At 60.3% G+C, this 13,485-nt stretch carries 10 protein-coding genes; 6 read left to right on the top strand and 4 right to left on the bottom strand.

The window, feature by feature from the left end:
- Positions 1-123 precede the first annotated feature (123 nt).
- Positions 124-402 (bottom strand): hypothetical protein, encoded by a 279-nt coding sequence (locus tag KBY70_RS13990; protein ID WP_254988919.1) that lies wholly within the window; start codon positions 400-402, stop codon positions 124-126.
- Positions 395-565 (bottom strand): hypothetical protein, encoded by a 171-nt coding sequence (locus tag KBY70_RS13985; RefSeq protein WP_254988918.1) that lies wholly within the window; start codon positions 563-565, stop codon positions 395-397. Before KBY70_RS13985 ends, KBY70_RS13990 begins: the two co-directional genes overlap by 8 nt.
- A gap of 101 nt (positions 566-666) precedes the next feature.
- Between KBY70_RS13985 and KBY70_RS13980 the strand changes: the two genes are divergently transcribed.
- From KBY70_RS13980 to KBY70_RS13965, 4 genes are all read left to right on the top strand, one after another.
- The gene (locus KBY70_RS13980) at positions 667-1,305 is read left to right on the top strand and encodes a hypothetical protein (RefSeq protein WP_254988917.1); all 639 of its coding nucleotides are present in this window, start codon (positions 667-669) and stop codon (positions 1,303-1,305) included.
- Positions 1,306-1,394: 89 nt separating this feature from the next.
- On the top strand, positions 1,395-1,961 hold the full coding sequence (locus KBY70_RS13975) for a thermonuclease family protein (protein ID WP_254988916.1): 567 nt from the start codon (positions 1,395-1,397) through the stop codon (positions 1,959-1,961).
- A 140-nt stretch (positions 1,962-2,101) separates the two neighbouring features.
- The gene (locus KBY70_RS13970) at positions 2,102-2,740 is read left to right on the top strand and encodes a hypothetical protein (RefSeq protein WP_254988915.1); all 639 of its coding nucleotides are present in this window, start codon (positions 2,102-2,104) and stop codon (positions 2,738-2,740) included.
- A gap of 89 nt (positions 2,741-2,829) precedes the next feature.
- Positions 2,830-3,201, top strand: coding sequence for an AbrB family transcriptional regulator (locus tag KBY70_RS13965; RefSeq protein WP_094561801.1), 372 nt, complete (start codon positions 2,830-2,832; stop codon positions 3,199-3,201).
- 210 nt (positions 3,202-3,411) lie between these two features.
- Here the strand turns inward: KBY70_RS13965 and KBY70_RS13960 are convergent, their stop codons facing one another.
- The gene (locus tag KBY70_RS13960) at positions 3,412-3,687 is read right to left on the bottom strand and encodes a hypothetical protein (protein ID WP_094561698.1); all 276 of its coding nucleotides are present in this window, start codon (positions 3,685-3,687) and stop codon (positions 3,412-3,414) included.
- Between the two features lie 91 nt (positions 3,688-3,778).
- Positions 3,779-5,986, bottom strand: a complete 2,208-nt coding sequence (locus KBY70_RS13955; RefSeq protein WP_254988914.1) for a WYL domain-containing protein — start codon at positions 5,984-5,986, stop codon at positions 3,779-3,781.
- A 99-nt stretch (positions 5,987-6,085) separates the two neighbouring features.
- Between KBY70_RS13955 and KBY70_RS13950 the strand changes: the two genes are divergently transcribed.
- A complete protein-coding gene (locus tag KBY70_RS13950) occupies positions 6,086-7,000 on the top strand; it encodes a hypothetical protein (RefSeq protein WP_254988913.1) in 915 nt (304 codons plus the stop codon).
- 215 nt (positions 7,001-7,215) lie between these two features.
- Entirely contained in the window at positions 7,216-13,167 is a 5,952-nt protein-coding gene (locus KBY70_RS13945; protein ID WP_254988912.1) for a DUF4011 domain-containing protein, read from the top strand.
- The last annotated feature ends 318 nt before the right edge of the window (positions 13,168-13,485 follow it).

Below are 13,485 nucleotides of genomic sequence, written 5' to 3'. Positions count from 1 at the left end.
AACTCTCTCAGGCCGCACTCGGCCCTCCAGGGGCGTACGCCCCTGGAGGCAGCTCAACAGGGAGTTGCCGCATGACCACACCCACCAACTCTCATAAGGCTTGGACCAACAAAGGGGGTCACGTCAGCAGGACTTGCCGGTCTTCTGGATCGCTTCGCGGTCGTTGCTGGGGCTGCTGAGGCAGTAGTTGCCCGAGGCATAGAAGCCCAGGGGGCAAGAGCTGCCGGTCTTCTCGATGGCACCGCGGGTGTTGCTGCTCTTGCTGGGCACGCAGTAGCTGCCGGAGCTGTAGTAGCCGAGGGGACAACCTCCCACTTTCGGGAGGGGCTGCACCGGCTGCTGGGCCAGCACTGCGCCGGCACTCACCAGCACCCCGGCGGCGATCAACAGGGTCTTACGCATCGCTGGTGGGCATTGCCAATTCATCGAGCAGGCGGCTCACCAGGTCACGACGGCTGCGCAGCCCCCACTCCTTGCGCAACTCATCCAGCCAAACCAGGGTGGATTGGCGCAGCTCAAGGGTCACCCGCACATAGGGATCGTCACTGGAATCGCCTGGGGACATTTGCCGGTGGCTGGGAGTTCCAACGATCGGTCTGATGCTGCTCTTGTGCAAGAGCAATGGGGGCAGACTTGAGCAACCAACAGCCGAGGGGCCACCAGGCGATGCCCATCAACACCCGGATGGAGAGCTGCCTGGCTGAGGAGCGCGGGGCAATGGTCTTCTGGTCACCGGACGTGCAGCAGCGCAAGCCGGGCAGCAAAGTTCAGATCATTGATGTTTTCTCCCTGCAGGTCGTCACCGGCTACACCCGTGACCCCCAAGGTCGGTTGTTGCTGGAGTCCCAGCCATCCGTGGCTGCTGGCCGCAACTGGAGTCTGGCCAAGGCAGCTCAGTTGATGCGTAATGACGCCAGGCCCCACCGCTGGGTAGCTCTGCAGCTCAACAAGCAGGCCTGGGGGCTGTTCTGGGCTGGTGGTGGGCTGCAGCGCTGCCGTGAGTTGCTATCCCAGAAGGTCCCACCATCGGACATTTCCAGCGCACTAGTTGCGGCCACCCCAGAAGCCCTGTTGCGACTGGTTCTAGATCTTGGCGCTGATCAGTCCAGCCCTATTCGTAGCCCTGCTGCAAAACCTGCCAACGATCAGCACAAGGGGGCGTGGTGGATCATCGCTTGGACATCACTGGCCTGGCTGACTGCCCTTGGTATGACCATTGCAGGCTTCCTCACCGCGTTAGAGCGTCAGGACCGCAAGTTGGAGCTGCTGCTCGAGCGCACAGCCCCAGGTTCCGTCATGCGTTGAGCCATTCAGCGTTGCGGCTCTGCGCTGCTGTCGGGGTGTTGAGCCTCGGTTGGCTGGATGTGCAGGTAGGCCAGGCTCAGCCACAGGGCTTGAGTGCCACCGTGCTCTCCATTGGTGATGGCGACACCATCCGCGTACGCCAGGCCGGCAGGACTATTACCGTGCGGCTGGCCTGCATCGATGCCCCCGAAACGGCCCAGAGCCCCTACGGACAGGAAGCCCGTCGCTACCTGCAGCAGCGCCTGCCGATCGGCCGCGAAGTTGTCCTTGCCGTCAAGACCACCGATCGCTACGGGCGCACGGTGGCGGAGGTGTTCAGCGGCGTGAACATCAACCTGGCCATGTTGGAAGACGGGCAGGCCTTTGCCTACCGCCAGTATCTGGGGGGCTGCGCTGCCCGCGAATACCTGGAGGCAGAAGAGCGCGCCAACCGTGCCGGTCTGGGTATCTGGCAGGTGCCCGATGGCATCACTCGCCCCTGGGACTTCCGCCGCGGTCGCCGTTCAGCGGCCATCCCCGATGGCACCACCCCGGGCGGGCGCCGCTACCGCTGCAAGGAGATCGGCTCCTATGCCAGAGCACAGGAGCTGCTGCGTCAGGGGCACACCTATCTAGACAGCAATGGTGATGGAGAGGCCTGCGAGTCGCTCCGTTGATCGGTGTTGTTGATCAACGCAACATGGAGCAGCGATGCGTTCATAAATTGTTGAAAGCATGCGGCCTTGGCATTGGATAAGGCAAATGAGGAGCTTTGTGGGCATTGAAGGCCTAAATAAAGTGCATCTCATCGCTGCACATGCACCTCTCTACCCAGCGTCTTGCGGCATTAGGTGCTGCAGCCTCCATCGGTCTCACCTGCACTCCAGGCATGGCAGCTGTCTATCAAGCCCTCTGCTCAGGCGGTTCAGAATGCACCGTCACCCTGGCCAATGGCCAGATCGGCATGCCGGGCCTGGTCATCCAGAAAGATCAGGTGCTCTCCTGGTCCCAAGGTGGCTCTGGCAGCAAAACAGATGTCGGTATGGGCGTTGCTGGTGTTGTGCTGTTCGGAGTGCCAGGCCTGATTGGTTTTGCTGCCAAGAAGCACGACTATCAATACACCATCAACTACGTCGACGAAGCTGGCAACACCCAGGCGGCAACGGTTGGTTTCAAGAACAACGTGCCCGCCAACCAGTTCATGATGGAAATGATGGGCATGACGGGCCTGAGTATCGGCGAGGTCAACAAAGAGCTGGAGCCCAAACTGGCTCAGATGAAAGCGGACGCTGCAGAAAAGGCGCGGATTGCCGCACTGGATTGCTCACGGGTGGTCAAGACCTATGGCTGCAGCTGGAGTGCTTACGTAGCGGCCAATCCGGCAGTACAGATCTGGGCCACCAAATACCCCACGATGGTCCCAGCAGAGAAGGCAAGGCTGAGAGCCATCGACTGAAGAACGGCTTTGATTCTCTCCGAGAGTCGCACAAGGCGTAGACAATGAGCCGTAATTTGGTATGCTCTTGACGCCAATGTTGTAGAGAGATGCTTACTGGTTCGGATCTGCTCGCCAAAGTCAAGGACCTTGGAGATGTCTCCAAATCGGAGCTCGTGCGTGAGTGCGGCTATGTGAGCAGCAAGAAGGATGGCAGCGAGCGCCTCAACTTCACGGCCTTCTATGAAGCCCTGCTGGGCGCTAAGGGCGTGAATCTCGGCAGCGATAGCACTGGCCGGGGCACCGGCAAAGGTGGCCGCAAGCTGGGCTACAGCACCAAGATCCAGTTCAACGGCAACCTGCTGATCGGCAAGGCCTATACCGCCATGCTCGACCTCAAGCCCGGCGACGAGTTCGAGATCAAGCTTGGCAAGAAGCAGATCCGATTGGTGCCGGTGGGCGGTAGCGACGAAGAGGAGTGAACTGAGGACAGAAGCAGCAGGCTGTGCGCGCTTGTTGCGCACGACTGCCTTGCTTCTGAGTTGCTTTCTGAGTGAGACCCAGGCTCCGGCAATGCAGGTGCCGGCATCAGCGCCAGCAGTCCCTTGCCCGGCCGCTCCAGAGAATCCCCCGCTCACCCCGGGGGTTTTCTGTTGTCACCCAGCAGGGGAGTGCTCCTGGAGGCTTGTTTCTCAGCGCGGCAGCGGACAGAGCAACGGCCCCGGAATGCGGCAGGTGCGCCAGTCGCCATTGCTGCTGCTGACCTCCACCCCGATCAAGCTGGCGGGATGGTCGGGCTCGCTGAGATCGCCGATCCAGGCGATGGCATCAGCGATGGCGTCATCAAGGGAGCTGTACTGACCGTCGAGCTGACAGTGGGGCTGGCAGCTGCCGTCGATGAGGCGGTAGCTGCGCTCGATGGGCTGGTAGGCCTTGCGATGTCGAGCTGTGGATCCAGTTACCTGCATATCTGTTCTTCTTGAAGCATCACCGTGGCCAGCAGCAGGGTGACCTGGCTGTATCGAGCAGAACGTTTTGATGTGTCGTTACAGATGCGGCTCAGTCGCGGCTTAGGCGACTCGAAAAGAAGCGTGGGTTGCCGCTGAGCTGCTCTGGTTCTGAGGATTGGCCTGCATGAAGCACCCCATTCGCCTCCATCGCCTCCCGGCTGCGCTGCACCAGCTCCTGTCTGAGCGCTTCAGGGCTTTCGATGCGGATGCCGCCGCCAAAGGCAAACAGCCAGCTGCGCAGGTCGACATCAGCCGCCACGGTCCAGGGCGGCAGATCCAGCTCCACTGGATAGGGATGACTGGAGTCGGAAGAGCCAGGCTCCAGCACATGGGGCGCCTTGGGGTGGTGCCACCAGCTGTCGCCGCGGAGCGGCTTGGAGAAGCGGGTGTGCTCAATCGGGTAGCGCTGCAAACCCTCACGGATGAAGGCAAAGGACCAGGGGGCGCAGGAGAAGCGCAGGGTGACGAGTGCCTGGCTGCGGCGTGCGGCCAAAGGGCTGGCGATGGCCAGCTGCTGCTCCAGATCACTCCCGAAGTAAATCCCGCCGCTGTGGTGCAGCAACCGCTCCAGGCGGTTCACAGCGGCAGCATGCTCTTCACTGCTGCGGCGCAGGTCGCCATGGCTGTTGCGCAGAGCCAGGCGATCGAGCCGTTCGCTGCGGATCAGCCCCTGCTCGTGGCCCACCTGGTCGTCTTCAAAGAGGAGATACCAGCCCACGTTGTGGAAGATCAGCTGCAGCGGCCACACCCGCAGTTCGCCCTCGGGGCTGCCTTCAAAGCTGCCCACGCCGGGGTAGCGCTGCATGAGCACGCGGCGGTGCTCCACGATCGCGGCTTCGATCGCTTCTGCTCGGCGCGGAGCAGCCAACGAATCGCGCCGCACCAGGGCCGTATCCACCACGGCATGGCGGGCGTAGCTGCGCACCGGCGGCAGGCCGTCGGCACTGATGCCGGCCCAGCCCAGCCGTTCGTCCAGTTCGGCCAGCAGATCCTGAGCGGAGGGATCGGCCAGGCGGCCAGCGGTCTGGCGCACCACGTTGTGCAGTTCCCGCAGGCGGGGCGGCGACAGCACGGCGGTGCCAAGGCAGTAGCCGTGGCGCACGTTGTCGTTGCGGTTGCGGAAGCCGTAGGGCGTGAGGATCTTTTCCAGGTCCTTGCGCAGCGTCGCCGTTTCGCCGGGCAGGTAGGCCCCGGGAATGGATTCGGTGGCCTTGATCAGGTGCTGGTGCAGGTTGGCGCCTTTCTCCGTGGGCCGATCAAAGGGCACCTGCAGCAGGTGGCGCAGCAGGGTCATCACCCGCAAGAACACCGGCCCATCGCCCATCGGCGGCAGGCCGCCATGGATGGCGCCAGCAGGCCTATCCCCGCGCTGACCTGTGGTGATTGGCGCCAGCTGGATCGGCGCCGCACTGGGCACGGCACTGCAAAAACCATTGACTTCCAGCCAAGCCAGATCCCCCCGGATCGCGCTGGCATCAGCAAAACACTGCCCGTGCAGCCGCCCCTGAAAGGCAGAGGCGCGATCCGCCAGGTCTCCTTCAGGCAGCGGCGAAAGGATCGCCTCAAGCTCCTCGGCACTGGCCGGATCGCTGGCGGCCAGGTCGGGCCAGCTGCTCAGCAGCCGGATCAGGTAGAGCAGGCGCTCGAGATCTAGCAGCCGCGAGTAGCCGTGGCGCTGTAGCTTGCGCTCGCGGTTGGTGGCGGAGCGGATGCGCCGGTCCAGCCCTGCCAGCTCCGCCTGCAGCACCGGCGTCAGATCGTCGTGATGAGTTGGCACCACAGCGCAGATCGCCGCAAAGCCCTCCGAGCGCGATGGCCCGAAGTGGGGATCCGCCAGGGCAGCCGCCATCTCCTGAATCACCGGCACCGGCACGGCGCGCTCGCGGCGGGCGTTCCACTCCAGCGAGGTGGGCAGGGGTGTGTAGAGCCACCAGCCGATCCACTCCACTGGCGCCGGCAGCGGCAGCGCCTGGGTGAGGGCCAGCCGCCAGGCGCGGCGGGCGTGGGTGGCATCCACGATCACCGGGATGCCGGCAGCCACCGCCTCCTGGATGCGCTGGTGCAGCCTCTGCTGGATGTCCACCCACGGCCCCTGCACCGCCGCATCGCCAAACACCTCGGCGCGGATCACATCGGTGGAGAGCACCTGGGCCGGCTGATCACCCGGGCCGGTGAGCAGGGGCGCCAGGGCCTTGGCGAGGGTGGTTTTGCCGCTGGCAGGTTGGCCGATCAACAGGTGGCAGCGCAGCGGAGCCATGGGGGCGGGAGCACAACAGGCCTCCACTCTTTCGCACGAAAAATGGCTCCGATCGGCACTACGGCGCTGACGCTGCATTCAGCAACATCCATTCAGCTCGTGGCCCACTCCTGCAGCAGCCAAGCCCGCTCCTCCCCCAAGCGGGCCTCCGGCACCTATGCCCCACCCACACCACTGGAAGACCTGCACATCCTCGACTTCCTCGAGCTGGCCGGTTCCCAGTCCAAGGCGGGCACCGCCCTGGCCATGCATCAGACAACCGTTTGCCGCAGCCTGCAGTTGATGCAGCACCAGTTCAAACTGGAACCCAGGCATGGTTCTCCGGTGTGCCGGCACGGCTACAACACCTGCTTGCACTACCTGCGGCTCGCCTACCGGGAGCACAGGTTGATGGAGGGGCTGCTGCGCATCGGCACAGATGTGCTCCACCAGAGCCTGCTGCTGGGTATCTCTGGTGTGCAGCTGGTGCCGCCCCGGTTCCGCAGCGGTGAGCACTGGGCTGAGTTGGTGCGCAATGGCCTGCTCGATGGAGCCATCGTGAGCTCCTTCTGCCTGGAGAAGCTGCTGCTCTCGGGCCAATCCCCGCAATGGGATGGCCTCGCAGCACTGCCCTTGGGTCAGCTGGGCTTGCAGCTGGTGGCCACCACACCCACAACGAAGCGGGTGTTGCTGCCGAGCAAGGGAGCCATACCACTGCTGCGCCATGCGGTGGAGCGGCATGGCTTTGCGGTGGAAAAGCAACCGATGGCCTGCCAGGAACCCTCCGCCTGGATCAAGCGAGCTCGGGACCGGAAGCTAGCTATGCCGGTGTGCGTCGATCTACTGGGGACGGGGTGGATCGAGGCCCATGGCCTGGTGCCCCTGTTCGACCAGCCACCGCTGATCGAACAGCTGTGGCTACTGCTGCCGCAGGGGGCGGTGAACTCCAGGGCGGCCAGGCAGTGCCTGCGGCTGCTGCGGGTTCAGATCAGCAAGGCAAAAGCTATGCAGGATCCGCATGAAAACAAGTACTGAAAGGGGTTGCAGTGGCTGCAACTTGGCTGCGCACTCGGTGCAAGAGGACGCAGACTGAGTGGATATTGCCGCTGATCATGATCCGATCGCTGGAGTTGGCCGCACCACCGGTCGAGAGTTGCCGCCTAGCAAGCGACTGCAGATATGCACACACCAGATCTGTTAACAGGAAGTCGTGAGCGCCAAATTTGTATTCAAAAGTGCCATTTACTGACATGAGCAGCTCTAAAGATCTCAATCAATACCTCGTCCCAACACTTGAGGGTTTTCGAAACAAGTTGCTCGATCTGACGACGCGCAACAACCTCCTAAATCTCTCCCTCAGCAGCAAACGCACGGCCAAGCTGCTGCGCTTCATCGACTGCGATCCTCAAGCTGTACTTGCGGCACTTTGCGATGGCACGACAATCCAGATCATTCCCTTGCCTGATCCACCCGATGATGATGGGAAAGATGAAGCGGGTGAAGAGTTTGAAAAGGCACTTGTAATTGCAAGGAAGCAAGATCCTCTTTACCAGCAGGTTCTAGCTGATAGCGCCAATGATCAGGGCTTGAGCCCGGCACTGGTCCAGGCAGAGGATCGTCTCCGGTCGATGCTTCGAGAGGAATTTGGGCCAAAGTCCAAGAGCGGTAAAAGCTCAAAGAACCTGGCTCAATGGGCTGAGGCTCAAGGAATTCCCTCGACCTACGAGCTGACCATTGGAGAAGGCGGCGCAAGGAGTGTCAAAAATGGGATGCGTGTTCTGCAGTTAGAGGCGAGTCTCGAACGCCTGGCAGAAGGGATTCGCAAGCAGGCTCGTAGTTCGATCGAAGAAACGGGCAACAATATTCTCTATTTGGCTTTTGGATGCCTGGAATGGAGCGAGAAAGATCGCAAGTATTTCGCTCCGTTGATTCTGCTTCCCGTTGAGCTGTCCAAGGCGGCAACTCGAGGAGGAGCAAATACATTTTATCTCCGCGCTGCAGATGACGTGCCAATTGGCAACGTCACTCTGAAGGAGCGCTTGCGTCGCGATTTTCTTGTCAATCTGCCATTGCCAGAGCTCGATGAAAATGGTTTTGCCTTGCAGGCCTACATCTCTCAGGTTGCCGATGCCATATCCGAAAGAGAGGCCTGGGCGGTCAGCAACTTTCTTAACCTTGCTCTGTTCAACTTTAGCGGCTTAGGCCTCTATGAAGATCTTGACCCAGAAGTCGTTAAGCAATCTGTGCTGGTTAGACAGCTCCTAGCCGCTGAGATTTCAAAAGAGGAGCTGCCCGCTGAGGCAAATGTGGTAGCGGAGGATCAGCATGTTGATCACCCAGCCATTGCTGAGCGCGTCCCTGTTCTGATCACCCAGGCTGATGCCAGTCAATTTTCCGGGATTGCCGATGTGATGAGCGGCCGCTCCATGGTGATCGAAGGTCCGCCAGGAACTGGTAAAAGCCAGACGATTACCAATATCATTGCAAACGCACTATGCGCGGGCCAGCGTGTTCTTTTTGTTGCTGAAAAGAAAGTCGCGTTGGACGTGGTGTTTACCCGCCTGGCAGATGCAGGCTTAAGACCCTATTGCTTGCGAATCGCTTCAGACAAGACCAATAAGCGCGAGGTCTATGACGAGCTTGCTCAGCGTCTTCTCTTGCCAAAACCCCAGTCACCCCGACGTGACGCCGTGGTGGAAGACTTTCAGCAGCTACGTGGCCAACTGAATTCATTCAGTCAGTTGCTCAATACAGGACATGGCCCAGAGGAGGAGAGTCCCCAAGAACTTTTCTGGCGGGAGCTTCTGCTGCGACAACAGCTTCAAGGCACCAACGTGCCTTTGGGAGATCTGCGCTGCGTGTTGAACGAGGCAACCCAATACACCAGGCAACAGGTTGATCAGATCACCCAGTCAATCGAGGAGTTGGCCAGGCTCTGCACCCGTGCGGATTTGCAACTTTTCCGCTCAACCTTTGTGCCCCTAGGTACCAAGCCATCTGATGCATTGAGTCGGGACCAGTTAATGGATCAGGCGCAGCATTGGCACAGTGCGCTGGTGTCCCTGAGCCAACACCCGAGCATTGGCGAGGCGGTTGTAGCACTGACACTGCAGGAGCTGAGGCAATGGGCCCTTGGGGTTTCTGCCAGCGCCGCCAAGCTGCCAGAGCCACTGTCCAGTGATCAAGAAGCCCTCTTGCCCGTGCTGGCTTCTCAGGAGGGGGCTGGGATTGCACAGGGGTTGCTCACTGCACTGAAAGCAGAGCAGGGATGCACCGCCAAGCTTTCGGAGATTTTCACCCGCATTCCAGATCCCCTGCCAGATGGGCATGCATTCACAGTCTTTTCAGGTGAGTGGAACCAATGGTCTTTAGGCGAGGTGAAGATGCCTGCTTCCGCAGGGGAGCGAGATCAGCTCAACGCCAGGTTTGATGCGTTGTCGGAGCTGCTAGAGCGAATCCAGGTCATTGCTTCTACCGGATCAGGTGACCTCGATTTTCTGGGCTTAAACCATACGGAACTTGTTGCCCTTGAAGCGCTGCTTGGCCACCTGAGCGCTCTGCCGGCGTGGGTTCTTGAGCAGCGCCAGCTGCCGTTGTGGCAGGGCAATCGCCAGCGCTACCAAGACTTGATCCAAAACCATCTCCAGCTGAAAGCTGAATGCCAGCACCTGGGCTTGGATCGCGGCCAAGAACCGCAATCCAGCGGCTCAGCAGAGCAACAAGAAGCAGCTGATCTGTTGCGGCAGTGCTGCCAAGGCGGGTTGCAGCCGATGCTCGGCCGACTCGATGCCACGAAGGAGTGGGCGACCCAGCTCGAGGGAGCGGAGGCACTGCTGCTGAGAGTGGAGGGTGCTCTGTCCTCCCCATCCCTGCCGATGGAGTTCCAGGGACTGAGGCTCGAGCAACTTCAAGGCCTGCCCGATGTTCTCAGGCGATTGATGGCACTCAGCCCGGATGCTTTGCGATTGCGTGGAACGGATCTCTGGACAACTCCCCCAGATGTGATCAACGCTGCACTGGAGCAGGAACAGGAACTGCAGCAAAGGCAACAAGTCCTTGCTCGTGATGGCTTACGTGTCAGCGAAAACCTCAAGGCCGATGAGCTGCGTGCCGCAGCTACAAAGCTGGAGACGATGTCCCCCCTACGCAAATTAGTCAGTCGCTCTTACGCGAGAGCCAGCAAGCTGGCCGCTGAACTGGGTGCACTAGAGCCCGCGGGCAAGCCAGAGGCGCTCCGCCGTGTGGCTGAGGTGCTGGAGATGCAGGCGAATTTTCCGGCTGCACTGGTAAGAAGCTGGTGCAGTAGCGGCGTGAATCTTGCTCAGGCCACTGCTGTGGTCAAGGAGCTTGCCGAGGTGAAGGGGTTTGTCGGCAGCAGCTCCAACACAGCGGGATTCTTGGAGCAAGCCAGAACGCTGACAGCGGATGAGCTAACAAGTCAGATCGGACTTTTTGAGGGTGGCCTTTCAGCAGATCTCGATGAGTTGGTTTGCCTGCCGCTTTGGTCAGGTCTGGCGATTGCCAGCAGAACCGCAAGCGACCTCCGTCGCGAGTTGGCAGTGAACCAGGCCAACTTGCAGCAACTGGAGCGGGTCAATCCCTACGCCGTATGGGCCAGGGATGCTGGGATCGAGCAGCCAGAGGGGATGGCTGAATGGCTTGAAAAGGTCATCGGATATCGGCAACGAGAAGCCCAATTCCCCACAGATGAATTTGAGGCTGGGCTTGGGTTGCTGAGCAGTGAGCCCCTAAAGGCGCAGGTGGTTTTGGACGCAGCAGCGCGCAATGAAGAGCTCACCAATGCCGGAGGCCTAGAAGCTCACAGTGCTTGCCTCGCGAGCCTTCCCAAAGGGGAGCTGGAGCAGCGGCAGGTTCTGCTCAGCCAGCAGCTTCTGCCTGGCATGGTCAGTGTCATGGGCGGGAGTGACCTTGTCCCCTCCGGTAGTGAGCGGCTACCGCTGCGATCGCTGCTGGAGACACTGGCCAGTGGGATTGAGCAGTTCAGGCAACTACTCGCCCAGTTCTCAGCTTTTGGCCTGCAACGTGATTTGGGCACCGCCCAGCTGCAAGAAGCACCAATCGAACTGGAGCTTTATCGCCGCCGTCAGGAGGAGATGCTGCGGGCCTTGTCCGAATTCCGGCAGCAAGCAGGACCAGACCTTGCTGACGCATCGCCAGAGGCGCTGCGCGGCGTTCTGGCTTGGATCACAAGCCTCAAGGAGCTGCTGTTGCCCATGGCGATGGAAGAGCAGTGCCTCTCTGCTGGCTCAACCGCTTACATCACTCAGCAACGTGCCATTGGTGACCAGTTGACCATGCTGCTGAGCGCTGAAGAGGAAGCGGCAGATCGTTTCTTGGGGGCAGCACAGTTCAACCCAGAACTACATCCAGCCACCCCAGCGCCAGCTGTAGAGGCCCTTGGTCATCTGCAGCTAAGTGGTTGGCTGCAGCAGCTGGTCGCCATGCGGGAGTCTTTTCCCGACTGGGTTCGCATCCATCAACTCAAGGAAGGGCTGCCATCCCTGGCCGAGCAGCAGCTGGTCGATCAGCTAATGGGCAGTGGCTTGGTTGTTGAGCTCTGGGAGCCGGTTTACCGCTGGAACCTGGTGCGCAGCCAGTTGAGCCAGATTTCAGAAGACGTGCCGGAGATCCGGGGGCTAAGGGCCTCCGAACAGGTGGCTCGGCGGGAGCGGTTCCACGGAGTGGAGGATCACGTCAGAGAACTGGACAGGGCCGAGGTAATAGCCCGCATTCATCGCAATCCTGAAGAGCTTCCTGACGGCATCAACCGCGGGCCACGCAGCGAATTCACAGAAATGGGGTTGATCTGTAATGAAGCCGTGAAGCAGAAGCGCCATAGGCCACTCAGGCACCTTTTTCAAGACGCGGGTAATGCCCTACGGGGCCTGAAGCCCTGCTGGATGATGTCACCATCGACGGTGGCATCGCTGGTTCCAAGGGAAGCCATCGAGCAGTTCGACCTGGTGATCGTCGATGAGGCGTCGCAGATGGCCCCGGAGCGTGCCTTCGGGGTGATCAGCCGAGCCAAACAGTGCGTTGTGGTGGGTGACCCGAAGCAGCTGCCACCCACTGCTTTCTTCCAGCGAACAACATCCTCAGAGGATGCGGAGCAAGCCGTTGAGGTGGATACAGAAGCTCTTGATGAGGAATCGATCCTGGATTTATGCACCAAGAGCTTTCATCCAGTCAGACGGCTGAAATGGCACTACCGCTCCCGTCACGGCAGCTTAATTGCTTTCTCCAATCGGCACTTCTACAACAATGAGCTAGTCGTATTCCCCTCCTGCGATCGAGACTTCGCCATCAGCCGGCACCTAGTGGAAGCACCCCGCTACACGAAGGGCATCAATCTCCCCGAGGTAAAACAGGTTTGCGACGTGGTTCTGCAGCAGCTGGAGGAGCACCCAAAGCGCAGCCTCGGGGTGGTGGCGATGAACGAGGCGCAGTCGGAAGAGATTGCCGAACAGCTGGAGATGCTCTCGATCCACCACGATGAGCTACGCCGGCGCCTGGAGCTCACCGATAGCAGCGAGGAACTATTCGTCAAATCACTCGAGAAGGTGCAGGGGGATGAGCGCGACACGATCGTGATCTCCACGACCTACGGCCCATCTGAACCTGGTGGGGGTGTAGCAATGCGGTTTGGTCCCATCAATCAAAATGGCGGTCACAGGCGCTTGAACGTGCTGTTCACCAGGGCCAAGTGCGCTATCGAGTTGGTCACCTCGATGGAGTCCCACCAGATCCAACCCACGGCCACCTCCAGCCAGGGCGTTCATGCCCTCAAGGGCTACCTGAAATACGTCGAGTCCCAGAGCCTCGATACAGGACGCCAAAGCGGCAGAGAACCCGACAGTGAGTTTGAGATCGTTGTTGCCGAAGCTCTCACCCGCCACGGCTATGAGGTGGATTGCCAGGTGGGTGTGGCCAACTATTTCATCGACCTCGCGATTCGCCATCCCGACAAGCCCGAAACCTATTTGTTGGGTGTGGAATGCGACGGCGCCACCTACCACTCAGCTCGCTCTGCACGAGATCGTGACAAGTATCGCCAGGCGGTGCTAGAAGGCCTCGGCTGGCAGATCTACCGGATCTGGTCAACCGACTGGTTTGAGAACGCCGAAGCTGAAACCAGGAAGCTCATTGCTCACATTGATGTCCTGCTCGGGGGGAAGTCATAAGAGGAGTTGTTCGTCTAGCCGCTGATCCATGCGAGATCAACATGAACTTACTCGAATACTGTTGTTTTGTCGGTGCTGGTTTAGCTGCTACTCGTAACAATCTGACTCAGACAGCAGCCTGTTCCAACCATCTGCTGACCTCTGTCAGTTATGCCGGAATCCGTTCTCGCTCCAGGAACACGCATCGAATATGACGTGACCCCCTTTGTTGGTCCAAGCCTTATGAGAGTTGGTGGGTGTGGTCATGCGGCAACTCCCTGTTGAGCTGCCTCCAGGGGCGTACGCCCCTGGAGGGCCGAGTGCGGCCTGAGAGAGTTG

It is taken from the genome of Cyanobium sp. ATX 6E8, from assembly GCF_024346335.1.
Classification (GTDB): domain Bacteria; phylum Cyanobacteriota; class Cyanobacteriia; order PCC-6307; family Cyanobiaceae; genus Cyanobium_A.
Note: the sequence above shows the minus strand (reverse complement) of the source record. Positions and strands in the feature narration are given on the sequence as shown.

Excerpts from the sequence above, each read along its gene's own strand:
- KBY70_RS13955 (WP_254988914.1), bottom strand. The coding sequence starts at position 5,986 with ATGGCTCCGCTGCGCTGCCACCTGTTGATCGGCCAACCTGCCAGCGGC.
- KBY70_RS13960 (WP_094561698.1), bottom strand. The coding sequence starts at position 3,687 with ATGCAGGTAACTGGATCCACAGCTCGACATCGCAAGGCCTACCAGCCC.
- KBY70_RS13965 (WP_094561801.1), top strand. The coding sequence starts at position 2,830 with ATGCTTACTGGTTCGGATCTGCTCGCCAAAGTCAAGGACCTTGGAGAT.
- KBY70_RS13970 (WP_254988915.1), top strand. The coding sequence starts at position 2,102 with ATGCACCTCTCTACCCAGCGTCTTGCGGCATTAGGTGCTGCAGCCTCC.
- KBY70_RS13990 (WP_254988919.1), bottom strand. The coding sequence starts at position 402 with ATGCGTAAGACCCTGTTGATCGCCGCCGGGGTGCTGGTGAGTGCCGGC.
- KBY70_RS13980 (WP_254988917.1), top strand. The coding sequence starts at position 667 with ATGCCCATCAACACCCGGATGGAGAGCTGCCTGGCTGAGGAGCGCGGG.
- KBY70_RS13945 (WP_254988912.1), top strand. The coding sequence starts at position 7,216 with ATGAGCAGCTCTAAAGATCTCAATCAATACCTCGTCCCAACACTTGAG.
- KBY70_RS13985 (WP_254988918.1), bottom strand. The coding sequence starts at position 565 with ATGTCCCCAGGCGATTCCAGTGACGATCCCTATGTGCGGGTGACCCTT.